The organism is Aureimonas pseudogalii, assembly GCF_014196835.1.
In the GTDB taxonomy this organism is placed as follows: domain Bacteria; phylum Pseudomonadota; class Alphaproteobacteria; order Rhizobiales; family Rhizobiaceae; genus Aureimonas; species Aureimonas pseudogalii.
In genome coordinates, this window is sequence record NZ_JACIEK010000014.1 from 24,842 (window position 1) to 47,679 (window position 22,838).

At 70.6% G+C, this 22,838-nt stretch carries 25 protein-coding genes; 4 read left to right on the forward strand and 21 right to left on the reverse strand.

Annotation, left to right across the window (positions count from 1 at the left end; genetic code table 11):
• Positions 1 to 265: 265 nt before the first annotated feature.
• Entirely contained in the window at positions 266 to 1,300 is a 1,035-nt protein-coding gene (locus tag GGR04_RS19125; RefSeq protein ID WP_183201517.1) for an SDR family oxidoreductase, read from the forward strand.
• A gap of 260 nt (positions 1,301 to 1,560) precedes the next feature.
• On the opposite strand, the gene GGR04_RS19130 is transcribed toward GGR04_RS19125, so the two are convergent.
• The 13 genes from GGR04_RS19130 to infC all read right to left on the reverse strand — a co-directional run bounded on the left by GGR04_RS19130 (position 1,561) and on the right by infC (position 15,178).
• Entirely contained in the window at positions 1,561 to 2,181 is a 621-nt protein-coding gene (locus GGR04_RS19130) for a 2,3-bisphosphoglycerate-dependent phosphoglycerate mutase (protein ID WP_183201518.1), read from the reverse strand.
• 39 nt (positions 2,182 to 2,220) lie between these two features.
• Complete coding sequence (dapB, locus tag GGR04_RS19135; RefSeq protein WP_183201519.1) at positions 2,221 to 3,039, reverse strand: 4-hydroxy-tetrahydrodipicolinate reductase; 819 nt, start codon at positions 3,037 to 3,039, stop codon at positions 2,221 to 2,223.
• 19 nt (positions 3,040 to 3,058) lie between these two features.
• Positions 3,059 to 4,885, reverse strand: a complete 1,827-nt coding sequence (locus GGR04_RS19140; protein WP_183201520.1) for an ABC transporter ATP-binding protein — start codon at positions 4,883 to 4,885, stop codon at positions 3,059 to 3,061.
• Between the two features lie 94 nt (positions 4,886 to 4,979).
• A complete protein-coding gene (locus tag GGR04_RS19145) occupies positions 4,980 to 6,005 on the reverse strand; it encodes a glucokinase (RefSeq protein ID WP_183201521.1) in 1,026 nt (341 codons plus the stop codon).
• 116 nt (positions 6,006 to 6,121) lie between these two features.
• A complete protein-coding gene (gene mepA, locus GGR04_RS19150; RefSeq protein WP_183201522.1) occupies positions 6,122 to 7,216 on the reverse strand; it encodes a penicillin-insensitive murein endopeptidase in 1,095 nt (364 codons plus the stop codon).
• Between the two features lie 107 nt (positions 7,217 to 7,323).
• The gene (locus tag GGR04_RS19155) at positions 7,324 to 8,310 is read right to left on the reverse strand and encodes a Gfo/Idh/MocA family protein (protein WP_183201523.1); all 987 of its coding nucleotides are present in this window, start codon (positions 8,308 to 8,310) and stop codon (positions 7,324 to 7,326) included.
• A gap of 37 nt (positions 8,311 to 8,347) precedes the next feature.
• Positions 8,348 to 10,762: a phenylalanine--tRNA ligase subunit beta gene (pheT, locus tag GGR04_RS19160; RefSeq protein ID WP_183201524.1), complete on the reverse strand. Its 2,415-nt coding sequence runs from the start codon at positions 10,760 to 10,762 to the stop codon at positions 8,348 to 8,350.
• Positions 10,763 to 10,824: 62 nt separating this feature from the next.
• The gene (locus GGR04_RS19165) at positions 10,825 to 11,241 is read right to left on the reverse strand and encodes a hypothetical protein (RefSeq protein ID WP_183201525.1); all 417 of its coding nucleotides are present in this window, start codon (positions 11,239 to 11,241) and stop codon (positions 10,825 to 10,827) included.
• A 135-nt stretch (positions 11,242 to 11,376) separates the two neighbouring features.
• Complete coding sequence (locus GGR04_RS19170) at positions 11,377 to 12,426, reverse strand: glycosyltransferase family 2 protein (protein WP_312857491.1); 1,050 nt, start codon at positions 12,424 to 12,426, stop codon at positions 11,377 to 11,379.
• Positions 12,427 to 12,437: 11 nt separating this feature from the next.
• Positions 12,438 to 13,520, reverse strand: a complete 1,083-nt coding sequence (pheS, locus tag GGR04_RS19175) for a phenylalanine--tRNA ligase subunit alpha (protein ID WP_183201526.1) — start codon at positions 13,518 to 13,520, stop codon at positions 12,438 to 12,440.
• A 182-nt stretch (positions 13,521 to 13,702) separates the two neighbouring features.
• Positions 13,703 to 14,119, reverse strand: coding sequence for a 50S ribosomal protein L20 (gene rplT, locus GGR04_RS19180; RefSeq protein WP_183201527.1), 417 nt, complete (start codon positions 14,117 to 14,119; stop codon positions 13,703 to 13,705).
• A gap of 34 nt (positions 14,120 to 14,153) precedes the next feature.
• Positions 14,154 to 14,354, reverse strand: coding sequence for a 50S ribosomal protein L35 (gene rpmI, locus GGR04_RS19185; RefSeq protein ID WP_183201528.1), 201 nt, complete (start codon positions 14,352 to 14,354; stop codon positions 14,154 to 14,156).
• 284 nt (positions 14,355 to 14,638) lie between these two features.
• Complete coding sequence (infC, locus tag GGR04_RS19190) at positions 14,639 to 15,178, reverse strand: translation initiation factor IF-3 (protein ID WP_183201613.1); 540 nt, start codon at positions 15,176 to 15,178, stop codon at positions 14,639 to 14,641.
• Positions 15,179 to 15,419: 241 nt separating this feature from the next.
• On the opposite strand from infC, the gene GGR04_RS19195 reads away from it, so the two are divergent.
• Positions 15,420 to 16,199 carry an alpha/beta hydrolase gene (locus GGR04_RS19195; protein ID WP_183201529.1) on the forward strand — a complete coding sequence of 260 codons (780 nt, stop codon included), beginning with the start codon at positions 15,420 to 15,422 and terminating at the stop codon, positions 16,197 to 16,199.
• 455 nt (positions 16,200 to 16,654) lie between these two features.
• A complete protein-coding gene (locus GGR04_RS19200; RefSeq protein ID WP_246393396.1) occupies positions 16,655 to 17,179 on the forward strand; it encodes a transglutaminase-like cysteine peptidase in 525 nt (174 codons plus the stop codon).
• Positions 17,180 to 17,191: 12 nt separating this feature from the next.
• Here the strand turns inward: GGR04_RS19200 and yacG are convergent, their stop codons facing one another.
• From yacG to GGR04_RS19240, 8 genes are all read right to left on the reverse strand, one after another.
• A complete protein-coding gene (gene yacG, locus GGR04_RS19205) occupies positions 17,192 to 17,386 on the reverse strand; it encodes a DNA gyrase inhibitor YacG (protein ID WP_183201531.1) in 195 nt (64 codons plus the stop codon).
• Positions 17,387 to 17,393: 7 nt separating this feature from the next.
• Positions 17,394 to 18,026 carry a Maf family nucleotide pyrophosphatase gene (locus GGR04_RS19210; RefSeq protein WP_183201532.1) on the reverse strand — a complete coding sequence of 211 codons (633 nt, stop codon included), beginning with the start codon at positions 18,024 to 18,026 and terminating at the stop codon, positions 17,394 to 17,396.
• A 14-nt stretch (positions 18,027 to 18,040) separates the two neighbouring features.
• On the reverse strand, positions 18,041 to 18,259 hold the full coding sequence (gene infA / locus GGR04_RS19215; protein WP_062011982.1) for a translation initiation factor IF-1: 219 nt from the start codon (positions 18,257 to 18,259) through the stop codon (positions 18,041 to 18,043).
• Positions 18,260 to 18,485: 226 nt separating this feature from the next.
• A complete protein-coding gene (murA, locus tag GGR04_RS19220) occupies positions 18,486 to 19,775 on the reverse strand; it encodes a UDP-N-acetylglucosamine 1-carboxyvinyltransferase (protein ID WP_183201533.1) in 1,290 nt (429 codons plus the stop codon).
• Between the two features lie 167 nt (positions 19,776 to 19,942).
• Positions 19,943 to 20,101 (reverse strand): hypothetical protein, encoded by a 159-nt coding sequence (locus GGR04_RS19225; protein WP_183201535.1) that lies wholly within the window; start codon positions 20,099 to 20,101, stop codon positions 19,943 to 19,945.
• A 120-nt stretch (positions 20,102 to 20,221) separates the two neighbouring features.
• Complete coding sequence (locus GGR04_RS19230) at positions 20,222 to 20,788, reverse strand: fasciclin domain-containing protein (RefSeq protein WP_183201537.1); 567 nt, start codon at positions 20,786 to 20,788, stop codon at positions 20,222 to 20,224.
• 189 nt (positions 20,789 to 20,977) lie between these two features.
• Entirely contained in the window at positions 20,978 to 21,703 is a 726-nt protein-coding gene (locus GGR04_RS19235) for an anti-sigma factor (protein WP_183201539.1), read from the reverse strand.
• Positions 21,700 to 22,224: a sigma-70 family RNA polymerase sigma factor gene (locus GGR04_RS19240; RefSeq protein WP_246393398.1), complete on the reverse strand. Its 525-nt coding sequence runs from the start codon at positions 22,222 to 22,224 to the stop codon at positions 21,700 to 21,702. The genes GGR04_RS19235 and GGR04_RS19240 overlap by 4 nt, the downstream gene beginning before the upstream one ends.
• 232 nt (positions 22,225 to 22,456) lie before the next feature.
• Here GGR04_RS19240 and GGR04_RS19245 point away from each other — a divergent pair, with 232 nt between their 5' ends.
• Positions 22,457 to 22,804: a DUF427 domain-containing protein gene (locus GGR04_RS19245; RefSeq protein WP_183201541.1), complete on the forward strand. Its 348-nt coding sequence runs from the start codon at positions 22,457 to 22,459 to the stop codon at positions 22,802 to 22,804.
• The last annotated feature ends 34 nt before the right edge of the window (positions 22,805 to 22,838 follow it).

Consider the following 22,838-nt stretch of genomic DNA (forward strand, 5'->3'; position numbering starts at 1 on the left):
ACTGTGTAGGAAGATCATAACGTCGGGCTAGATGTCGAGTGACCTTGGAACTCTAGCGTCCGGTAAGGTTATCCCCACGGCAGAAGCGGACGGTCTGCAATCCACCCCCGCCCTTCGACTGATGGCGCCGCGCACGGTCCATCAGCCGGCCACACATTCGATCGCCGCGCCGCAGGAAGGCGGACCGCCCCGCCCTAGCTTTCTTCTCCCAGGGTCAGGCCCCGCGCGATGGCACGGCGGGCCGGCGAGAGCGACGGAGACGACGATGAGCGAGACGAACGACAGGGCGGGGATCACGCGGCGGGGCCTCGCGGGCTTTGCCGCCGGGGCGGGGCTGGTGGCGGTGTCCGCCGGCACGGCGCAGGCGCAGGGCACGCCGACGGGTCAAACGCCCCAAGCGTCCCCGCCGCCGACCGGGCCGGCCAAGAGCGACCCGCGCACGAAATATCCGCAGCCGCCCTTCGAGCGCCAGGAGCAGCCCTTTCCGGGTCTGGCCTCGAAGATGAACCCGCGCCCCGACCATGGCGAGGAGAGCTATCGCGGCTCGGGACGCCTGACCGGCCGCAAGGCGCTGATCACCGGCGGCGATTCGGGGATGGGGCGCGCCGCGGCCATCGCCTATGCCCGCGAGGGCGCCGACGTCGCCATCTCCTACCTGCCGGACGAGGAGCCCGACGCACGCGAGGTGATCGCCCTCGTCGAGCGCGAGGGGCGCATCGCCCTGGCGCTGCCCGGCGACATCAGAGACGAGGCGACCTGCCGGCGCATCGTCGCCGAGACCGTCCAGCGCCTCGGCGGGCTCGACATCCTCGTCAACAACGCCTCGCGCCAGCAGCAGCGCCAGAGCCTCGCCGAGATCACCTCGGAGGATTTCGACGCGACGATGAAGACCAACGTCTACGCGATGTTCTGGCTGACCAAGGCCGCGCTCGAACACATGGACGCAGGGTCCGCGATCATCCAGACGACCTCCGAGCAGGCCTACGACCCCTCCGCCAATCTCGTCGACTACGCGCTGACCAAGGCGGCGGAAATGAACTTCACCAAGTCGCTCGCCAAGCAGCTCGGCCCGAAGGGCATCCGCGTCAACGGCGTCGCGCCCGGCCCGATCTGGACGCCGCTGCAGGTGGCCGGGGGCGCCACGCAGATCGATCTCGTGGCCTTTGGCGGAAAGACGCCGCTCGGGCGCCCCGGCCAGCCCGCCGAGCTCGCCTCGATCTACGTGCAGCTCGCGGCGGCCGACGCCAGCTACGCCACCGGCCAGATCTACGGCGCGGCGGGCGGGAATGGCCAGCCCTGAAGGTCGGCTGCGACGAGGCGGATGCGCTTCGCCGCTGGACGGCGGGATGGAGAGGAGATCGGCACGGCCCGACTCTCTCGGCGGGACGCGCGACGTATCTCTCCTGCGCGCCGACGCCTCACGCCGACCCCGCAAACCATGAAAGGCCGGCCTCGCGGGAGGCCGGCCTTTCGCGTTCATCACCACGGCTGGGCTCGGGTCTTCGATCACGGGCCGGCCCGTGATCGAAGACCACGGCGCGTCACGTGCCGACGTGGCGATCAGGCCGAGAGCACGTCCTTCGAGGCGACGGTGGAATCGGCGTTCAGCCGGTAGACCACGGGCACGCCGGTGGCGAGCTCCTGCACCACGATCTCCTCGCCCGTCAGCCCGTCCAGCGCCATGATGAGCGCGCGCAGCGAGTTGCCGTGGGCCGCCACGATCACCGTGCCGCCGGCCAGCACCTTCGGCTGGATCTTGTGGATGTAGTAGGGCCAGACGCGGGCGCCGGTGTCCTTCAGCGACTCGCCGCCGGGAGGGGGCACGTCGTAGGAGCGGCGCCAGATGTGCACCTGCTCCTCGCCCCACTTGGCGCGCGCGTCGTCCTTGTTGAGGCCCGAGAGGTCGCCGTAGTCGCGCTCGTTCAGCGCGGCGTCGCGGATCGTCTCCAGACCCTCCTGCCCGAGTTCGGTCAGCATCAGCGAGAGCGTGCGCTGCGCGCGCGACAGGACGCTGGTGAAGGCGAGGTCGAAGTGAAGCCCCGCCGCCTTGAGACGCTGCCCGGCGGCCTTGGCCTCCTCGACGCCCTTCTCGGTCAGGTCGGGATCGCGCCAGCCGGTGAAGAGGTTCTTCAGGTTCCAGTCGCTCTGGCCGTGGCGGACGAGGACGAGGGTTCGGGACATCGGGCACTCCTGCGGGGGTGAAAGGGACGGACGATCGGATCAGCGCGCGAGGCCGAGGACGTCGCGCATGGAATAGAGGCCGGGCGGCTGGGAGCGCGCCCAGAGCGCCGCGCGCACGGCGCCGCGCGCGAAGATCGCGCGGTCGTCGGCGCGGTGCGTCAGCTCGATGCGCTCGCCCTCGCCGGCGAGGACCACCGTGTGGTCGCCGACCACCGAGCCGCCGCGCAGCGTCGCGAAGCCGATGGCGCCGGGCGGCCGCGCGCCGGTGTGCCCGTCGCGCACGCGCACCGCCTGCGTCGCGAGGTCGATGCCGCGCCCGGCGGCGGCGGCCTCGCCGAGAAGCAGCGCCGTGCCCGAGGGCGCGTCGACCTTGTGGCGATGGTGCATCTCGAGGATCTCGAGATCGAAGGCGTCGGGGCCGAGCGCCTTTGCCGCCTGCTCCACGAGCACGGCGAGGAGATTGACGCCGAGGCTCATGTTGCCGGACTGGACGATCCGCGCCCCGCCCGCTGCCGCCGCCGCGATCGCCGCGTGGTCGGCGGCGCCGAGGCCGGTGGTGCCGACCACGTGGACGAGGCCGAGCCGCGCGGCTACCGCCGCCACCGCGACGGACGAGGCCGGCGCCGTGAAGTCGAGCACCCCGTCGGCGTCTTTCAAAGCGGCGTCGAGATCCCCGGTGATGGCGACGCCGAAATGGCCGGCACCGGCGAGCTCGCCGCAATCGGTGCCGAGCGCGATCGAGCCGGCCCGCTCCACGGCGGCGGAGACGCGCGCCCCCGGCGTTTCCGCCACGACCTTTGCCAGCGCGCGGCCCATGCGCCCGGCGGCGCCGAGGATCACCAGCTTTATCGCATCCATCGCCCGTTCCTCCTCGTGTTCAGTCCGCCGCCTGCGGAATCGTATCCCCAACGGCTTCGTCCGCCGCGCCGCCGCCGGCCTGCAGCCCGTGGAAGCGGGCGTAGAGCCCGTTCGGCCGGCGCACCAGCTCGGCATGGCTGCCGCGCTCGGCGATGCGGCCGCGGTCCACCACGAGGATCTGGTCGGCGTTCACGACGGTCGAGAGGCGGTGCGCCACCACGATCACCGTGCGCTCCTTCATCGCCGCCTCCAGCGCCCGCTGCACCAGGATTTCGGAGCGCGTGTCGAGCGCCGAGGTCGCCTCGTCGAGAAGAAGGATCGGCGCATCGCGCAGGAGCGCGCGCGCGATCGACAGGCGCTGGCGCTGGCCGCCCGAGAGCGTCACGCCGTTCTCGCCCACGGGCGTGTCGTAACCGAGCGGCTGGGCGAGGATGAACTCCTCGGCCTGCGCCCGCCGAGCCGCCTCCTCCACCGCGGCATCGTCGGCCTCGGGCCGGCCGAAGCGGATGTTGTCGCGGATCGATCCCTCGAACAGCGTCGGGTGCTGCGGCACGTAGGCGATCTGCCCGCGAAGCGAGGCCTTGGTGACGCCGGCGACGTCCTGCCCGTCGATGAGGATGCGCCCGCTTTCCACGTCGTAGAAGCGCTCGAGCAGCGCCACGACCGTGGACTTGCCGCCGCCCGAGGCGCCGATCAGCGCCGTGGTGCGGCCGGCCTCGGCGGTGAACGAGACGCCGCGCAGCACGGGCTCGCCGGGATGGTAGCCGAAGACCACCTCCTCGAAGCGGATCTCGCCGCGGGGCACCACCAGCGCCTTCGCGCCGGGCGCGTCGGCCTGGCGCGGGGTCTCGTCGAGGATCTCGTAGATCATCGCGGCGTTGACGAGCGCGCGCTCCAGCTGCACCTGCAGCTTGGCGAGGCGCCGGGCGGGGTCGTAGGCGAGAAGCAGCGCGGTGATGAAGGCGAACATGGCGCCCGGCGAATAGCCGTAGGCGATGGCGCGGTAGCCCGACCATGCGATGACGGCGGCGACCGCGAGGCCCGCCACCGTCTCGGTGATCGGCCCGGAGCGCTCGGTGATCACGGCGATGCGGTTGGAGCGCTCTTCCGCCGCCTGGATCAGCACTTCCGTGCGCTCGCGCAGCAGGCGCTCCATGGTGAAGGCCTTCACCACCTGGATGCCCTGCGCCGTCTCCTGCATGGAGCCGAGCACCCGCGCGTTGAGGTCGATCGACTGGCGCGTCGCCTTGCGCAGCTTCTTGGAGAGCCCCGAGATCATGATGGCGATCGGCGGCCCGGCCAGCAGCGCGATCAGCGAGAGCACCCAGTCCTGCCAGATCATCGCGAAGATGAGGAAGATCAGCGTCAGGAGATCGCGCGCCAGCGAGGTGACCGTGAGGTTCAGCGTGTCGCGCACGCCCGAGACGTTCTGGTTGATGCGCGCGGCGAGCTGGGCCGAGCGGTTCTCGCCGAAGAAATCGACCGAGAGGTCGGTGAGATGGGCGAACAGCCGGCGCTGGTAGCGCGCCACCACGTCGTTGCCGATGCGCGCCAGGATGACGCCCTGCCCGTAGGTGGCGAGGCCCCGGATGAGGAAGGAGAGGAACACCGCGAAGGGCAGCGTGAACAGGACGGCCCGGTCGCCCTCGACGAAGATCCGGTCGATCACGTCGCGCATGATCCAGGCGAGGAAGGCGGTGGAGAGCGCTACGAGCACGAGGCAGACCACGGCCACGGCATAGCCGCGGATGTGCTCGCGCCCGTTCTCGGCGATGATCCGCTTGAGGAGCGCGATCGCCTGTCCGCGATCGCGCTCGTCGGACAGGGACAGGCTCTTCTTCGTCAAGGATCCGCCGGGGTTCGCGAGGTGCCCGCTCTATAGCGGCTCGCGGCGCCCGCCGCTACCGCCCACGATCTCCCGTCTGCCCGGCGGGGCGTCGTCAGCGTGACCAGCGCCGGTGCGCGGTCTCCAGCGCGTAGAGATGCGGGCGGCGCGCGAAGGCGGCGAGGCCCGCGAGCGCGGCGAGCGGCAGCGTCACGCTGAAGAGCGGAATGCCGCGCATCAACTCGCGGTGCGGGGCCTTGTCCTCGAAGGCCTCGCGCATCGCGGCCGGATCGACCAGCGCGGCGATGCGGCCGAAGACGCCGCCGGCGATGTAGACGCCGCCCCGCGCCATGAAGACGAGCGCGAGATCGCCGGCGACGCGCGCCAGGATCACCGCGAAGAGTTGCACCGCCTCGTGCGCCGCCGGGTCCGCGCCCTTCGCGGCGGCCTCGCTCACCTCGGCCGGCAGGGTCAGCGTCGCGCTCGCGCCGTCTGCCGCGGCGATGGCATGGTAGAGGTTGACGAGGCCGCGACCGCAGAGGACCTGCTCGCCCGACACCCGGCCCTCCAGCGTTTCGAGATGCGGCCAGATCGCGCGCTCGCGCTCCGTCCGGGGGCCGAGATCCATGTGGCCGCCCTCGCCCGGCACGGGGATCCAGCGGTCGCGCGAGCGGATGAGCCCCGCGACGCCGAGCCCGGTGCCCGGCCCCATCACCACGCGGCTGGCGCCCTCCAGCACCGTGCCGCCGCCGATCGGGTCGCGCCCGCTCTCGGGCAGCGCGGAGACGGCGAGCGCCTGCGCCTCGAAATCGTTGAGGATGAGCACGTCCTCGAACCCGAGATCGGCGATGAGGGCGTGGGGCCGCACCACCCAGGGGCTGTTGGTGAGCTCGATCTCCTCGCCGTCCACCGGGCCGGCGATGGCGAGCACCGCAGTCTTCGGCCTGATCGCGGTATGGGCGAAGACCACGGCCTCGATCGCGTCGTCGATGTTGGGATAGTCGGCGGTCGGCACCACCGGAAACACGATGGGCTCGCCGGCGGCATCGGCGAGGAGCGCGAAGCGCGCGTTCGTGCCCCCGATGTCGCCGACGAGAATGGGAAAGGCGAGGGAATCGATGTGTTCGAGCTTCTTGGCCATGCGTCACCGGATCGGGTGTGGGGATCGGGCGGGGGCCGCTCGATGGCCAGCCTTAGCACCGCCCGCCCGCCGGCAAAAGCGCCGCGCCGGGGGGCGGGGCGAAGGCGGGCCGCCGCTCAGCCGGCCGGGCGGAAGCGCGGCATCGGCAGGGCGCCGCCGTCCTCGCCGGCCTCGGCGCCGGCGGGCTCGGGAGCTTGCGCGCGAGCGGGCGGCGGCGGCAGACGGGCGGGCGCGGGCGGCGACGCGTCGAAGGCGGTGGCAGCCGGCACGGCAACGGGCGCCGGGCGCGCGGCGGCGGGCGTGCCGCCCGCGGCGTCCGGCTGCTTCAGCACCGCCGAGCAGGCCTTCGGCAGCGCCGTCATGAAGATCGGCGGCGGCTTCTTGTAGGGCTTGGCCGAGGGCTTGGGCGGCTGCAGCGCCACGTCGAACCACCAGTCTAGCTTGTCGCAGCCGTCGCCCTTGCCGGTGGATTCCTGCGGCTCGCAATTGGGCGAGCCCGGCTGGCAGACGAGGCGCACGTGGAAATGATAGTCGTGGCCGAACATCGGCCGCACCTTGTTGAGCCAGCCGCGGTCGCGCCCGGCGGTCTTGCAGAGCTGCTCCTTGATGCCGGGATGCACGAAGATGCGCTGCACCTCGGGCTCCTCGGCCGCCGTGCGGATGAGCTTCAGCATCTCCGGGCGCCAGCGCTTGAGATCGATGTGGCGCGTCGTCTTGTCGATGACCGAGGGCAGCGGCATCGTATCGCGCTCTTCGCGGCTGAGGCGGCGGTTCGGCATCTCGGTCAGGTAGATGTCGGCGTCGAGGCCGATCTGGTGCGAGGCGTGGCCGTCCTTCATCGGGCCGCCGCGCGGCTGCGCCATGTCGCCGAACAGGAGCCCGCGCCAGTTCGCCTGCGCCGCCGCATCGCGCGACAGGCGCTGGAGGAAGGCGATCATCGTGGGATGGGCATAGGCGCGATCGCGCGAGGGCTTCATCACCTGCCAGGTCGGCCCGTCCTTCGGCATTTCCATGCCCCCGGCGAGACACCCCTTGGAATAGAAGCCGATGCTCTGGGGCGGGGCGGCGGAGGGCGCGGTCTCGGCCGAGAACAGATCCTTGGCCGGCGTCTGCGCGAGAGCGGGCCCCGCGAGGCCCGTCAGCGCCACACTCAGGAGCGCCGCGCCCGCGAGGCGCCGCGCCGTCCGTCCCGCCCGTGCCGTTCCTCGCATCGCTCTCGCCCTCAAGCTGCCCGTCCGTGCACGAAAGCCGGAGAGTTCGGCCGAAACTAAGGCCGCCGGGTGGCTCGAAGCTTGCGCGGGACCGGAAGCCCTCGCCTTCAGACCGGCTGCGCCGCCCCCGTCTCGGCCGAGGCGTAGAGCGCGTCGAGCACCCGCTGGTTCTTGACCGAATCCTCGAGGCTGAAGAGGGTCTCGCCCGAGCCCGCCACCGCGCGCGCGAAGGCTTCGGCCTGCAGGCGATACTGGTCGGCGGCGCCGAAGCGCAGGGTCTCGGTGTGCCCGTGCGACTGGTCGTGGCAATGCACGGCGGCCTGCCGGTAGGAACCGGCGTTGAAGGCGCCGTCCACCTCGATGAAGCCTTCGGTCCCGTGGAAGGCCATGGTCTGGCGCGCCGCCATCTGGGTGGAGACGTAGAAGGAGAGGTGGAAGGCGCCGAAATCGACGTCGCAATCGGCGAAGATGTCGGTGCCGAACGTCTCGTCGCGCTCGATGCGGGCGCGCGCCGAAACGGCCTCGGCCCCTGTCGCGAGGCGCGTCGTCACCACCGGGTAGACGCCGATGTCGGGCAGCGCGCCGCCGCCGAGCTCGATCTGGTTGCGCATGTTGGCGGGGTCGACATTGTGGTAGGCGAAGGCGCCCTGAACGTGGCGCAGGCGCCCGATGCGCCCCTCCGCGATCCATCGGCGCACCTGCTCCCATTGCGGGTGGTAGCGCACCATGAAGGCCTCCGCGACCTGGACGCCCGCCGCGTCGCGCGCCTCGATCAGCGGCTGGATGTCGTCCGCCTTCAGCGCCAGCGGCTTCTCGACCAGCACGTGCTTGCCGGCCTTCACCGCCCGCAGCGCCCATTCCAGATGCTGCGAGGTCGGCAGCGGCACGTAGACCGCGTCGACCTCGCGGTCCTCCAGCAGCGCCTCGTAGGAGCCGAAGGCCTCGCGCGCGCCGAAATGGGCGGCGAGCCCCTCGGCGCGGTCGCGGTCGCGGCTGGCGATCGCCTGCAGCCGGCAGCCTTCGGCCTTCAGGATGGCCGGTATCATCTGCTCGCGGGCGATCTTCGCGCCCGACAGGATGCCCCAACGCAGCATGGCTCGTTCCCTCCCCCTGTTTCGTTTCGTCTCGCGCTCAGGCGCGCAGCGTGCCGCCCGTCGCCTTTTCCACCGCCGCGACGATGCGTGCGCTCAAAGCTTCCAGATCCTCGTCGGTGAGCGTGCGCTCGGCCGGGTTCAGCGTCACCTCGATCGCCACCGACTTGGCGCCCTCGCCAAGCGACGCGCCGGTGAAGACGTCGAACACCCGCACCTCGCTCACCAGCTTGCGGTCGGCGCCTTCCGCGGCGCGCACGATCTTCATGGCATCGACCTCCGCGCCCACCACGAAGGCGAAGTCGCGCCGCACCGGCTGGAAGGGCGAGAGGGCGAGCACCGGCTTGGTGCGCGTCGCCTTGCGCTTGGGCTCCGGCGCCTCGTCGAGGAAGACCTCGAACCCGGCATAGGCGCCGGTGACGCCGAGCCTCTTCAGCGTGCGCGGATGGAACTCGCCATATTCGGCGAGCACGGTCTTCGGTCCGAGCTTGATCTTCCCCGAGCGGCCGGGATGGTACCAGTCGCTCGCCGGGGCCTCGAACTGCAGCCGGTCCACCGGCACGCCGGCCGCCTCCAGCGCGGCGATCGCGTCGGCCTTGGCGTCGAAGACGCCGACCGGCGCGGCGTTGCCGGCCCAGTCGCGGCCCGCGCCGCCATGGCCGGCGGTGGCGCGGCGAACGCCGGCCGCCGCGCGCCGCTGGCCCGCGGGCTCGGGCGAGCGGTAGAGCGCGGCCACCTCGAACAGCGCGGTGTCGCCCTGTCCGCGCTGCGCGTTGCGATGGGCGGCCAGGATCAGGTTCGGCAGCAGCGAGGGCCGCATGTCCGAGAGGTCGGCGGCGATCGGGTTCTCCAAGCGCAGCGCATCGCTGCCGCCGCCGAAGGCGCTCGCCGCCTCGTGCGACACGAAGGAATAGGTCACGGCCTCGGCCATGCCCCGCGCCGCGAGCGCCCGGCGCGCCGCGCGGTCGCGGATCTGCGCGTTGGTCAGGATACGCCCGCCGACGCCCGCCAGCGCCGGCAGCGGCTGCGGCTCGATCCGGTCGACGCCGACGAGGCGCATGACCTCCTCCACGAGATCGGCCTTTCCGTCGATGTCCGGGCGCCAGGAGGGCACTGTCACCTCGGCGCTCTCGAGGCCCGCCTCCACGGCGAAGCCGAGGCGCGTCAGGATGCGGGCCTGCCTTTCGGGCTCGACCTCGAGGCCGGTCAGGCGCTTCACCTCCGCGAAGGGCAGGCTCAGGCGCTTGGGGGTGACGGGCTTCATGCTCTGAACGCGCGCGCGCGTCGGCTCGCCGCCGCAGAGCTCCAGGATCAGCGCTGTCGCGAGATCGAGGCCGGGCTCGTCGAAGGCGGGATCGACGCCGCGCTCGAAGCGGTAGCGCGCGTCGGTGATGATGCCGAGCGCGCGGCCGGCGCGGGCGATGGCGATCGGCTCCCAAAGCGCCGATTCCACGAGGACGTCGGTGGTGCCCTCGTCGCAGCCCGAGGCCTCGCCGCCCATGATGCCGGCGATCGACTCGACGCCGTTGTCGTCGGCGATGACGCAGGTCCCCTCCGGCAGCGCGTAGGTCTTGCCGTCGAGCGCCACGATCTCCTCGCCGGCCCGCGCCCCGCGCACATGGAGCGCGCCCGCGACCTTGGCGGCGTCGAAGACATGAAGCGGGCGGCCGCGATCGAAGGTCAGGTAGTTGGTGACGTCGACGAGCGCGTTGATCGGGCGAAGACCGATGGCGGCGAGGCGCTTCTGCATCCAGGCCGGCGAGGGGCCGTTCGTCACGCCGCGCACGAGGCGCAGCGCGAATCCCTGGCAGACCGGGCTCTCGACCTCGACCGCGACGGGGCACTCGCCCTCGCCCTCGATCGGCGCGACGGGCGGCGTCTTCAGCGTGCCGAGGCCGGCGGCGGCGAGATCCCGGGCGATGCCGTGAATGCCGGTGGCGTCCGGCCGGTTCGGCGTCAGGCCGATCTCGATCACGGGGTCGGCGAGATCGGCGTAGTCGGCGAAGGCGGTGCCGACGGGCGCATCCTCGGGCAGGTCGATGATGCCGTTGTGCTCGTCGGAGAGCTCCAGCTCGCGCTCCGAGCACATCATGCCGTGGCTCTCGACGCCGCGGATCTTGCCGACGCCGAGCGTCACGTCGAGGCCGGGCACGTAGGTGCCGGGCAGGCCGAGGACGCCGACGAGCCCGGCGCGTGCGTTCGGCGCGCCGCAGACGACCTGCAACGGCTTGCCTCCGTTGACGGCCGGGCCGGCATCGACGGTGAGCACCTGCAGCTTGTCGGCGTCGGGATGGCGCGTGGCGGTGAGGACGCGGGCGATGGTGAAGGGGCGCATCGCCGCCTTGTCGTCGATCGCCTCGACCTCGAGCCCGAGCGAGGTCAGCTTCTCGGCGATCTCGGCGATCTCGGCATCGGTGTCGAGATGGTCCTTCAGCCAGGACAGGGTGAATTTCATGGGAGGTCTCGATCGGTTGGAAGCGAAGCGGCTTCGCAAGGGCAGGCGGCGAGGCGGGCGCCTCAGGTTCGGTCGGTGACGTCGGCGGCGGCGCGTCGCACGAGACCGCTCGCATGGACGAAGCGGTAGACCGAGAGCGCAACGAGCGCGAAGACGAGGTTGAGCAGAAGCACCGTGCCGAGCGTCTGCACGCTGTCGAAGGCGAACTTGGCGATCACGGTCGGCAGAAGGATGCCCACGGCCAGCGAGGCGAGCGTCGCGGGCGTTCCCGGGAGGTAGGCATAGAGCGCCGCGAAGATCGCCACGGTGACGAGCGCCAGCACGTAATGCGCGGGCGCCGCGGCGATGGAGGCGAAGTCGATCGACAGGAACAGCCAGCCGAAGAAGGCTACGGCGAGCGTCCCCACCATGGCGCCCGCGATCACGGACACCGCCTCCACCAGGGTGAAGCGGGCGATACCGGCGGCGGTTCGGGCCATGGGACGAGGTCTCCTCGGGACAGGGAATGGAAGGGCCGGGCGGGGCTCGCGGCTGTGATGCCCGCCTTTGGCGCGGGGGTCAAATGCCCGCGATCTCCGGCGGTTCCGGGCGGCGCCTCGCAGCGGCTTGCCTCTTCAGCCCGCGCGGGTGCGCAGGTCCTCCATGAAGCCGCGACGCACGAGATCGGCGGAGTCGCCGACGCGCAGCGAGCCGGGATAGCGCAGCGACAGCGCGTCGGTGAAGGCGCCGGAGGCGGCGATCTCGCGGTAGAAGACGCCGCCGCCGAAATGCTCGCCCTCCGCCACCAGCCGCGCGAACTCCTCCACCGAGGCGGCGGAGAACTTGTAGTGCAGCAGCACGGCGTTGACGGCGGCGAAGTTGCGCACGAGCGGCAGCGGCCCGTGGATCGAGGCGCCGTTCTCCTGCGTGGCGTCGTCGACGAAGATCACCGGAAACTTGGTGAGACGGATGGCATTGCCGAAGAGGCGGGTGCGCGGTCCCCCGCGCACCGCCATGCAGAACTTCTCGGGCGCGATCTCGTAGCCGTCGCCGTCGACGAGCGGCGAGACCTCCAGCGGATGGCGGTGGCGCGCGGGGTCGAACACGGCGTCCCGCAGGGGGCCGTCCGGATAGAGGTCGAGCATCGGCGCGAGGCAGCGCTTCAGCCCGGCGCGTTCGAGATCGCCGATGAAGTCGCAAAGGCCCCGCGTCTCGCTGCCGGGGAAAAGGAGGAACTCGTCGGCGTCGACGTTGAGATACCAGCGCCCGCGCCCGTAGCGCGTGAACAGCGCGTCGCGCCAGACCCGCCCGAACACCGCCGCGCCATAGGTGACGTTGGAGACGAAGAGATCGACGTCGCCCTGGCCCCGCAGGAACTCGGCGGTGCCGTCGTCGGAGCGGTCGTCCACGAAGACGAAGCGGGTGACGCCGAGCCGGCGGTAGTGATCGAGAAAGGCGCCGAGATAGGCGCGCGAGTTGCGCACGGTGCAGACGAGCGCGAGATCCCCCGCCCCAAGCGGACGTTCGGGCGTCACCGGCGTCAGGTCCACGCCCTCCGCAGGCTTGGCCCGGCGGCGGTAGCGGCGCTCGCGAAGGGCCAACGCCCACCGGCGCCAGAGCGGCAGGCGCCGCATCGCCGCCCAGTCCGCGGGGTCGGCGACGGGATAGCGGAACGTGCGGCCCACGAGCGGCCCTGTCAGGCGCCGAGGCCGCCGAACAGCGTCGGCACGTCGAGCGGGCGGAACCCGTAATGCTCGATCCAGCGGATGTCGGCGTCGAAGAAGGCGCGAAGGTCCGGCATGCCGTATTTCAGCATGGCGATGCGGTCGATGCCCATGCCCCAGGCGAAGCCCTGATAGACGTCGGGGTCGAGCCCGACGCCGCGCAGCACGTTGGGATGCACCATGCCGCAGCCGAGGATCTCCATCCAGTCGCTGCCTTCGCCGAAGCGCACCTCCGAGCCGGAGCGGTCGCACTGGATGTCGACCTCCATTGAGGGCTCGGTGAAGGGGAAGTAGGACGGCCGAAAGCGCATGTTCAGCGAGGGCACCTCGAAGAAGGCCTTGCAGAACTCGGTGAGCACCCACTTCATGTTGGCGATGTTGGCCGTGGTGTCGACCACCAGCCCCTCGACCTGATGGAACATCGGCGTGTGCGTGGCGTCGGAATCCTGCCGGTAGGTCTTGCCGGGAATGACGATGCGGATCGGCGGCTTCTGCGTCTCCATCGTGCGGATCTGCACGGGCGAGGTGTGGGTGCGCAGCAGCTTGCGTTCTCCATCGGCACCCGGCTTCAGGAAGAACGTGTCGTGCATCTCGCGCGCCGGATGCCCGTCGGGGAAGTTCAGCGCCGTAAAATTGTAGCGGTCGGTCTCGATGTCCGGCCCTTCCGCGATGCGGAAGCCCATGTCGGCAAAGATCGCGGTGATCTCGTCGATCACCTGGCTGATCGGGTGGATGCGCCCGCGCGACACCGGCGAGGGGCGAATGGGGAGCGTCACGTCGAGCCGCTCGGCGGTGAGCCGCGCCTCGATGGCGGCGTCGGCCAGCGCCTCGCGCCGGGCGAGGAGCGCGGCCTGCACCCGGTCGCGAAGGCCGTTCAGCGCGGGGCCCGCGTCGCGGCGCTCCTCCGGGTTCATCTTGCCGAGTCCCTTGAGGCGCTCGGAGATCTCCCCCTTCTTGCCGAGCGCGGCGAGGCGCACGGCTTCGAGCGTCGCCTCGTCGGCGGCCGCCTCGATCTCTTGGAGGAAACGGGTCTCGATGTCGGCGAGATCGCTCATCGGATCACCCTCATGCTCGTGAAACGGTGGATGCGGCGGGCGCCAAGCCCGGCCGGACAGGCGGCCTGTCTATCGCGGCGCGCCGCGGTTGGAAAGACGAAGGCTCCGTGAACGGAAAAAGGCCCGCTCCCCCGGACAGGGAACGGGCCTTCGGTCTCTCGAACCCGAGACGGTTCGCGAACTTAAGCCGCGATCTTCTCGCCGACGGCGCGAGCGTGCGCGGTCTCGCTCTGGTCCTTGATGTAGCCGAGCGCGGCCTTGGACTGCTCGACGAGGGCGGCGAAGGCCTCCGGCTCGTGGATCGCGATGTCCGACATGACCTTGCGATCGACCTCGATGCCGGCCTTCGACAGGCCGTCGATGAAGCGGGCGTAGGTGAAGCCGTGCTCGCGCACGGCGGCGTTGATGCGCTGGATCCACAGGGCGCGGAAGTTGCGCTTCTTGACGCGGCGGTCGCGCGTGGCGAACTGCTTCGACCGGTCGACCGCGGCCTTGGCGGCGCGGATGGTGTTCTTGCGGCGGCCGTAGAAGCCCTTGGCGGCCTTCAGAACCTTCTTATGCTTGGCATGGGACGTAACGCCCCGCTTGACACGTGCCATGGTAGTCGCTCCTTAAATCTTGAGACCGAACCGCTCAGCGGTTGTAGGGCATGTAGACCTTGACGATCTTCGCATCGGCGTCGGACAGGATCATCGATCCCCGCGCGTTGCGAAGGAAGTCGTTGGAGCGCTTGATCATGCCGTGGCGCTTGCCCGCCGCACCCGCCTTGACCTTGCCGGAGGCGGTCATGCGGAAGCGCTTCTTGGCGCTGGCTTTCGTCTTCATCTTGGGCATTTTGCTCTCCTAGGCTTTAGGATCGCGAACGGCCGGGCAGCCTCCCTCGCGGGCGGTGCGGCACTCCATCGAAGGGCTCGAAGGGTCGCGACAGCATTAGAACCGGCACGGCATGCCCTGCCGGCCGGTTCGTATGGACGAGGGCTCGCTTAGACCATCCGCGCGCCGCTGGCAAGCCGCGCCGCGGCCACCATCTGCCGGGGAGAGACCCTCGCCGGCCAACCTGCGGACACGAAAAAGGGCGGCCGAGCCGCCCTCTTCGCATCCCGGAGGATCGTCGGCGCTCAGCCCTTGGGGGCGAGCACCATCATCATCTGGCGGCCTTCGAGCTTGGGCTCGGCCTCGACCTTGGAGATCTCGGCCGTCTCCTCGCGCACGCGGTTGAGAAGCTGCATGCCGAGTTCCTGGTGCGCCATCTCGCGACCACGGAAGCGCAGGGTCAGCTTGACCTTGTCGCCCTCTTCGAAGAAGCGACGCACGGCCTTCATCTTCGTCTCGTAGTCGTGGTCATCGATGTTCGGACGCATCTTGATCTCCTTGACCTCGATGATCTTCTGTCGGCGACGGGCTTCGGCGGCCTTCTTCTGGCCCTCGTATTTCAGCTTGCCGAGATCGAGGATCTTGCAGACCGGCGGGTTCGCGGTCGGCACGATCTCGACGAGGTCGAGTCCGGCCTCCTCGGCGAGGGCGAGCGCCTCGGAGGTGTTGATGGCGCCCCGGTTGTGGCCGTCGGTGTCGATCAGCTGAACCTGGGGAACCCGGATGTCCCGGTTGGAGCGCGGCCCCTCCTTCTGGGCCGGCGGCGCGCGAAATGGTCTGCGAATGGTCGTTGTCTCCGGCTGTTGACGGGCGGCTGCGGGGTCTCAAATCAGAACGAGCCGCACGAGGTTTCGTCGCATCCCAATGCGAAGAACACCCTGTCGGTCGTGAATGCTTTTTCGCATATAGCATGGCGCAGCCCCGATTTCACGTTGCCAGCGCCAGAAAAAGTAGCAAGGCGAACGCCAGAAAAATGGCGGGGTCGCCCCCAGCCCCTCCCCCGCCTCGACGATGGAACCCCTGCCGATGACCGCCGACACCGCCTCGATCCTGCGCGACGCCGCCCTTCCCCATCCGATCGCCCATCTTGCCGTCGCTGGCCCCGCGCCCACCGTCGTCTGGCTCGGCGGCTACCGCTCGGACATGCGGGGCGCGAAGGCCGAACGGCTGGCCGCCGGAGCCGGCCGCGGCACCTACGGCTTCCTGCGCTTCGACTATTCCGGCCACGGGGAATCGGGCGGCGCCTTCGAGGACGGCACGATCTCGCGCTGGAGCGAGGATGCGGGCGCCGCGATCGAGGCGCTGGCGCCGGGGCCGCTGATCCTCGTCGGCTCGTCGATGGGCGCCTGGATCGCGCTCCGGCTGACGGCCTGGCTGCGGGCGCGCGGCGAGGGCGAGCGCCTGAAGGGCCTGCTGCTCCTCGCCCCCGCGCCCGACTTCACCGGGCGGCTGGTGGAGCCTTCCCTCACCGCCGAGGAGCGCGCATGCCTCGAGCGCGAAGGCCGGATCCTGCGTCCCTCGCCCTATGGCGAGCCGACGCTCTACACGCGCGCGCTCATCGAGGACGGTGCCGCCGTCGCCGTGATGGACCGCCCGATCGAGACCGGCTGCCCCGTGCGCATCATCCAGGGCATGGAGGACGCCGAGGTCCCCTTCGCCCACGCGCTCGAACTCGTCTCGCACCTGCCGGCCGACGGGGTGACGCTGACGCTGGTGCGCGACGGCGACCATCGCCTGTCGCGCGAAGAGGACCTCCTGCGCATGGAGCGCGCGCTCGGCGAACTGCTGGCCGCGGCGCGCGGCTAGAGCCTCCGCCGTGAAGGCCGAGCCGGCTTTCGCGTGCGGACACGACGGCAAACGGGAGCCTGGAGCCGGTGGTCAGCCCTGAGGGATCGCTCCGCCGGCAATCGTGACGATGCTGTGACGTTTCGGGCACAGCCATGCGACACCGCCCACGCAAGCGGTGGAAAAAAGAGCAAGATTCGCTGCAAGACCCTCTGGACGCCGATCCCGTGCGCTCCACATCGCCCACGCATTTTCGGCCGAAGCTGGCTTGGGGGCGGTGCTGCGCCGCCGCGACGACGAAATCCTGCGATTGACAGGTTTTCGCGCTGCACCCACGATGGGTCCAGGCGAGGGACGGCTCGCCTAACCGACGGAGATCAGACATGATTTTTCGGCGCGTGTTCGGCGCAACGCTCTTGGCTTGCCTTTTTTTCGGATCCCTTGGCGGACCCGCTTCCGCGACGGGGCTCGGCACCATGCCGCTCGGCGCGGCCACCAAACAACCCTTCGGCCACTATTCGCTGTGCCGCCGCGATCCCGAGCAATGCCGCGTCGAACCCGGTCCTGCCGCCTCGCCCGCCGCGCTCGATCTGCCCTTGATGCGCCTCGTCGCCGGCATCAACCGTGACGTCAACCGCTCGATCGCCCCGGAATCGGACCAGGCGCTCTACGGCGTCGAGGAGCGCTGGACCCTGCCGACGCTCTCGCGCGGCGACTGCGAGGACTACGCGCTGCTGAAGCGCCGGCGCCTGCACGATGCCGGCGTTCCCTATGGCGATCTCCTGATGACGGTGGTGCGCAAACGCGACGGCACCGGCCACGCCATCCTGACGCTGCGCACGCAGGCCGGCGACTTCGTGCTCGACAATCTCGACGATCGCGTGCGGCCCTGGGCCGAGGTGCCCTATCGCTTCATCAAGCGCCAGTCGTCCACCGATCCCGCCCGCTGGGTGGAGATCGAGACCGACGCCGAGCCGATCGTCAGCGCTCTGTCGCGCTGAGGCCGAAGCGCTTCAACTCTCGTCGTCGGGCTCGCTCGGTGGACGGTCGGTCTCGGGCCCCGGCAGCACGTAGGAGCCCTTCAGCCAGCGATTGAGATCCACCGCCTTGCAGCGCGGCGAGCAGAAGGGAAAGCTCTCGCGATCGGACACCCGCCCGCATTCGGGGCAGCGGCGCCGGGGGCGAAGCGGGACGACGCTGGCGCTCAACGTCGCGTCAGCCCGGCAGCGGCGCGTGTGCGCCGATCGGGGGAACCGCGAAGCCTTCGCCGGCGAGCAGCGACAGGGTCTCGTAGAGCGGCAGACCGACGATGCCGGTGTAGGAGCCCGTGAGCTTCACCACGAAGGCGCCGGCCCGGCCCTGGATGGCGTAGCCGCCGGCCTTGCCCTGCCATTCGCCGGACGCGACGTAGCGTTCGATGTCCTCGCGCGACAGACGCTTGAAGCGCACCCGGCTCTCCACCAGCCGCTCGCGCGTCTTGCCGCCGGGCGTCACCACGCAGATTCCGGTGTAGACGCGGTGCGTGCGGCCGGAGAGGATGCGAAGGTTGGCCACCGCGTCGTCCGCGATCTCGGCCTTCGGCATGACCTCGCGCCCCACCGCCACCACCGTATCGGCCCCGAGCGTCCAGCGCCCCTCGGTCTCGCCGCGGGCGCGCAGCGTCTCGAAGGCGGCCATCGCCTTCAGCCGCGCCAGGCGCTTGGCCAGCGCCCGCGGCGTCTCGGCCCGCTGCGGCGTCTCGTCGACGTCGGTCGGCAGCAGGCGCTCGGGCTCGATGCCCACCTGCTGCAGGAGTTCGAGGCGCCGAGGCGAGGCGGATGCGAGGACGAGCGCGCTCGCCGGCTTCATAAGGAGCGCCGCCGTTACTTGAAGCGGTAGGTGATGCGGCCCTTCGTCAGGTCGTAGGGCGTCATCTCCACGAGCACCTTGTCGCCGGTGAGCACGCGGATGCGATTCTTGCGCATGCGGCCCGCGGTGTGGGCGATGATCTCGTGTTCGTTCTCGAGCTTGATGCGGAAGGTCGCGTTGGGCAGGAGTTCGGTGACGACTCCCGGGAACTCGAGAACTTCTTCTTTCGCCATGCGTCTACGGAACCTCGAAAAGACAGGGGCCCGGGACATGACGTCCGGGACCACCTCGAAAAAACAGCGTCCCGGACGTGAGGTCCGGGACCGCGGGGGGAACGGGTCAGGCGTCGGACGGCAAGCCGGCCGCGCACGCGCCTCAAAACGTGAATTCCCGCCCTAAATCGGCGTTCGCCCACCAAAATGCAAGCACTTCCCGCGCCGGGCGTCCGGAGCCCGGCTTTCAGCTCGAGATGCGCTCGACGTCGGCGCCGCAGGCGACGAGCTTCTCCTCCAGCCGCTCGAAGCCGCGGTCGAGATGGTAGACCCGGTTCACCGTGGTCTCGCCCTCGGCGACGAGCCCGGCGATGACGAGCGAGACCGAGGCGCGAAGGTCGGTCGCCATGACGGGCGCGCCGACGAGCCGCGGCACGCCCTCGATCCGCGCCATCTGGCCCGAGAGCGAGATCTTCGCGCCGAGACGGGCCAGTTCCTGCACGTGCATGAAGCGGTTCTCGAAGATCGTCTCGGTGATGTGCGAGACGCCGTCCGAGCGCGTCATCAGCGCCATGAACTGCGCCTGGAGATCGGTCGGGAAGCCGGGGAACGGGTCGGTGACGACGTCCACCGGGCGGATGCCATTGCCGTTGCGCTGGATGCGCATGCCATGCGGCGTGTCGGTGACGGAGGCGCCGGCGTCCCGCAGCGCGGTGAGCGCGGTCTGCAGCAGGTCGGAGCGCGTGCCTTCCAGCGTCACGTCGCCGCCCGCCATCGCCACGGCCATGGCGTAGGTGCCGGTCTCGATGCGGTCCGGCAGCACGCGGTGGCGCGCGCCGGAGAGCGCGGTGACGCCCTCGATCGTGATCGTGGAGGTGCCGGCGCCCGTGATGCGCGCGCCCATGGCGTTGAGGCACTGCGCGAGGTCGGCGACCTCGGGCTCGCGCGCCGCATTTTCGAGCACCGTCTCGCCCTTGGCGAGCGAGGCCGCCATCATCAGGACGTGCGTGGCGCCGACGGAGACCTTCGGGAAGGTGTAGCGGTTGCCGACGAGCCCGCCCTTGGCCTCGGCCACGATGTAGCCGGCGTCGATGTCGATCGTGGCGCCGAGCGCCTGCAGGCCCTCGATGAAGAGATCCACCGGCCGCGTGCCGATGGCGCAGCCGCCCGGCAGCGAGACGCGCGCCTTGTGCATGCGCGCGAGCAGCGGCCCGATCACCCAGAACGAGGCGCGCATCTTGGAGACGAGCTCGTAGGGCGCGGTGGTGTCGACGATGGTGCGGGCGGTGAAGTGGATGGTGCGGCCCGAACCGGCGTTCGTGGCGAGGCGCTTGCCCGAGACCGTGTAGTCGACGCCGTGATTGCCGAGGATGCGGATGAGCTGCTCGACGTCGGCCAGATGCGGCACGTTCTCGAGCGTCAGCGTGTCGTCGGTGAGAAGCGCGGCGATCATCAGCGGCAGGGCGGCGTTCTTGGCGCCCGAGATCGGGATCGTGCCGTTGAGGGCGTTGCCGCCGCGAATGCGAATGCGATCCATGAAGGGGCCTTGCTGATGTCGCCGAGGAGGTCGAACCCCGCGGCGCGGCGCGCCGTCCGGTCGGCCGGGGCGGGAAAGTCCGTCTCCTACACGAGGCAAGGGAGACGATCAAATCGGCGGCTTCGCCCCTTCTCTCCCCTGGGTCTCCGGTCCCGTTCCGCGCGCCTTCAGTGCGGGCGCAGCAGTACATCGAGCCCGAACACCACCATCGCGGCGAGCGCGATCTTCCAGAAGTCGCCGCGCCGGCGAAGGCCGGGCACGCCGAAGGGCCGCCAGATCTGCGCCGCCATGAGCGCGATCATCAGGATCGAGAAGAGCTTGTTCATCCCCCTTCCCCTACAGCATCGCGGACCCGCGCCAAGCGCCTTTCTGGCGCGAAAAGACCCGGACGGTATCCGCCGTCCGGGTCTCTCCAAGATGCGATGCGGGGGATGGGGCGGGAGGGGTCAGCCCATCTTCGGCATCAGCACCGAGCCGATGACGTGGACGACGCCGTTCGACTGCTTGACGTCGGGGGTCTGGATCGTGGCGCCGTGGCCGGCGCGGTCGATCACCACGAGCTTGCGGCCGTCGAGCTTCACGGTCAGCGGCTCGCCCTCGACGGTCTTCAGATGCACCTCGCCGCCGCCGGCCTTGGCCTCGCGCATCAGGCGGGCGGCCGAATAGTCGCCGGCCACGACGTGGTAGGTGAGGATGCCCGTCAGCTTCGCCTTGTTCTCGGGCTTCACCAGCGTCGCGACCGTGCCCTTGGGCAGCTTGTCGAAGGCGCGGTTGGTGGGCGCGAAGACGGTGAACGGGCCTTTGGAGCCCAGCGTCTCGACAAGGCCGGCGGCCTTCACGGCGGCCACCAGCGTCGTCAGGTTCGGCGCTTCCGGCGCGTTCTCGGCGATCGTCTTGTTGGCATACATCGGCGCGCCGCCGACCATCACGGGGCCCTTGGCGAAGGCGGCGGACGAGGCGGCGAGCGATCCGGCGAGGACGAGGGCGAGGCTGAGCGAGGACGAGCGATTCATCGGGCATCTCCGGTTCGAGCTGCCCGAGGAGCCGGGCAGGATCGAGGGGAGCTACGAGCGGCCCGAGCGGCGCGGATGCAGGCGCCCAACGTTATTTTCAAGTTTTTGTGAGCGCCGGCCAAAAAATCGCCTTGAAACGACCGTCCGATCCCACCGCTCGGCGGCTTGGCGTCAGTCGACCGGTGCTGGTCAGACCGAGCGCAGCAGACCCTGCCCGACCACGGGGCCGGTGGGCTGGCCCGTCGGCGAGCCGCCGGCCGGCTCCATCGACACGGCGAGCGCGGCGTCCGGCGCGCTCATCATCCCCATGTCGTCCATGTGGCCGGAGCGAAGGTCGATGCGCAGCGGGCGCGCGGCGTCGAGAAGCCCGAGCGAGATCGGCGTGCCGCCGGCCGGCACCAGCCAGAGTTCGGGCACGACGCCGCCGGCGGCGTCCACCCGGATGGGAACGAGCATCGCCTGGCCCGTGCCGGCATCGATCACCGCCGTAAACAGGGGGAGCCCGTCGGCCGCCGCGATCGAGGCGGTCATCATCGGTGACGCGTGCGTTGGCGCCTGCGCGATCACGGCGAGGCCGACGAGGCTGGCGAGCGCCACCGCGGAGGCGCCGACCGCCAGCCATTGCCAGAGCGCCGAGACGAGGCGGCGGCCGGGGACGGCGGGCGCGGCGATGGGTGCGGACGCGCCATGCGGCAGCTCGGCCTCGATGGCGCGCCACAGGCCGGCCGGCGGCTCGACAGGCGCGAGGGTCGCGGCGAGCGGTGCCAGATGCGCCGTCCAGCCGTCCACCTCGGCGGCGAAGGCCGCGTCCTCGCGCATGCGCCGCTCCGCCGCGCGCCGCTCGCGCGCGGAGAGAACGCCCAGCGCGTATTCCGCCGCCAGCGCCTCGTCGTCCCGCTCGCCCGTCGCGCTCATGATCCCAGGCATCCCTTCAACCGGATCAGGCCGCGCCTGATCGTGCTCTTCATGGTTCCGAGCGGCACCCCTTCCCGGGCCGCGACGTCCTCGTATGTGACGCCGCCGAAGAAGGCGGCGACGATGGAGCCGCGCGTGCGCGCGTCCAGCGTCTCCAGGCAGCGCCGGAGCGCCCGCGCCTCATCGTCGGCCTCGAGCCGCGACAGTGCGTCCGGCGCTTCGTCGGCGAGCGTCTCGGCGTCCTCCATTGAGGCCCCAGCGCGCCGGGGCCCGAGCGCGCGCAACCGGTCGATGGCGCGGTTGCGGGCGATCGTGGCGAGCCACGTCACCGGGCTGGCGCGCGCCGGATCGTAGCGATCGGCCCGGTTCCAGACGGTGACGTAGACATCCTGCAGCACGTCCTCGGCCTCTTCCCTGTCGTGCAAGATACGCAGGATGATCCCGAATAGTTTCGCGGAGGTGAGGTCGTAGACCTCGCGCAGCGCCTCGCGCTGCCCGCGCGCCACGGCACCGAGCCGCATCGCCAGATGATCGCGTCGATCGGCTGCACTCATCGGGGGCGCGTTTCCATCGGTGACCGGGCCGGACCGTCCGGCGCGCCACCCGAACAAGCCCGGCCGGCGATTGTCAACCGCAGGACGAGCCTTCGCCACCGGTTCCATCGGCGGCTGCGGCAAGTTGGCGGGAACCCCGCGCCCGCCTGCCGGCTTGATGCAGAAGATCCCCTCCTCTCAAGTCCGCGAGCCCCACCCCATGAGCCCCATCCGAATCGAGCACGAGACCCGTCCCGTGCAGATCCTCTTCCACGACACGGTGATCGCCTCCACCACGGAAGCGCTGATGTTGCACGAGGGCTCCTATCCGCCGGTCTACTACATTCCCCGGGACCACGTGGAGATGGCCTTCCTCCAGGAGAGCGAGCGCCGCACCACCTGCCCGCACAAGGGTGAAGCGCGTTACTGGTCGATCTCGGCCGGCGGCTACGGCGCGGAGAACGCCGTCTGGGCCTACGACCAGCCCAAGGAAGGCGCGGCCGAGATCGCCGGCCACCTCGCCTTCTATCCCGACAAGGTGCGCATCGCCGTCGAGGGCGACGCCTGAGGGCGATGCCTCCGCCTTTCGCAGCGAGCCTTGC

Bases quoted from the DNA above. Each gene is read 5' to 3' on its own strand.
- murA (WP_183201533.1), bottom strand. From the start codon at position 19,775: ATGGATCGCATTCGCATTCGCGGCGGCAACGCCCTCAACGGCACGATC.
- GGR04_RS19155 (WP_183201523.1), bottom strand. From the start codon at position 8,310: ATGCTGCGTTGGGGCATCCTGTCGGGCGCGAAGATCGCCCGCGAGCAG.
- GGR04_RS19200 (WP_246393396.1), top strand. From the start codon at position 16,655: ATGCCGCTCGGCGCGGCCACCAAACAACCCTTCGGCCACTATTCGCTG.
- rpmI (WP_183201528.1), bottom strand. From the start codon at position 14,354: ATGCCCAAGATGAAGACGAAAGCCAGCGCCAAGAAGCGCTTCCGCATG.
- pheS (WP_183201526.1), bottom strand. From the start codon at position 13,520: ATGAGCGATCTCGCCGACATCGAGACCCGTTTCCTCCAAGAGATCGAG.
- GGR04_RS19195 (WP_183201529.1), top strand. From the start codon at position 15,420: ATGACCGCCGACACCGCCTCGATCCTGCGCGACGCCGCCCTTCCCCAT.
- GGR04_RS19130 (WP_183201518.1), bottom strand. From the start codon at position 2,181: ATGTCCCGAACCCTCGTCCTCGTCCGCCACGGCCAGAGCGACTGGAAC.
- GGR04_RS19145 (WP_183201521.1), bottom strand. From the start codon at position 6,005: ATGGCCAAGAAGCTCGAACACATCGATTCCCTCGCCTTTCCCATTCTC.
- pheT (WP_183201524.1), bottom strand. From the start codon at position 10,762: ATGAAATTCACCCTGTCCTGGCTGAAGGACCATCTCGACACCGATGCC.
- rplT (WP_183201527.1), bottom strand. From the start codon at position 14,119: ATGGCACGTGTCAAGCGGGGCGTTACGTCCCATGCCAAGCATAAGAAG.
- dapB (WP_183201519.1), bottom strand. From the start codon at position 3,039: ATGGATGCGATAAAGCTGGTGATCCTCGGCGCCGCCGGGCGCATGGGC.
- GGR04_RS19125 (WP_183201517.1), top strand. From the start codon at position 266: ATGAGCGAGACGAACGACAGGGCGGGGATCACGCGGCGGGGCCTCGCG.
- mepA (WP_183201522.1), bottom strand. From the start codon at position 7,216: ATGCGAGGAACGGCACGGGCGGGACGGACGGCGCGGCGCCTCGCGGGC.
- GGR04_RS19245 (WP_183201541.1), top strand. From the start codon at position 22,457: ATGAGCCCCATCCGAATCGAGCACGAGACCCGTCCCGTGCAGATCCTC.
- GGR04_RS19235 (WP_183201539.1), bottom strand. From the start codon at position 21,703: ATGAGCGCGACGGGCGAGCGGGACGACGAGGCGCTGGCGGCGGAATAC.
- GGR04_RS19210 (WP_183201532.1), bottom strand. From the start codon at position 18,026: ATGAAGCCGGCGAGCGCGCTCGTCCTCGCATCCGCCTCGCCTCGGCGC.
- GGR04_RS19165 (WP_183201525.1), bottom strand. From the start codon at position 11,241: ATGGCCCGAACCGCCGCCGGTATCGCCCGCTTCACCCTGGTGGAGGCG.
- GGR04_RS19225 (WP_183201535.1), bottom strand. From the start codon at position 20,101: ATGAACAAGCTCTTCTCGATCCTGATGATCGCGCTCATGGCGGCGCAG.
- GGR04_RS19230 (WP_183201537.1), bottom strand. From the start codon at position 20,788: ATGAATCGCTCGTCCTCGCTCAGCCTCGCCCTCGTCCTCGCCGGATCG.
- GGR04_RS19240 (WP_246393398.1), bottom strand. From the start codon at position 22,224: ATGCGGCTCGGTGCCGTGGCGCGCGGGCAGCGCGAGGCGCTGCGCGAG.
- infA (WP_062011982.1), bottom strand. From the start codon at position 18,259: ATGGCGAAAGAAGAAGTTCTCGAGTTCCCGGGAGTCGTCACCGAACTC.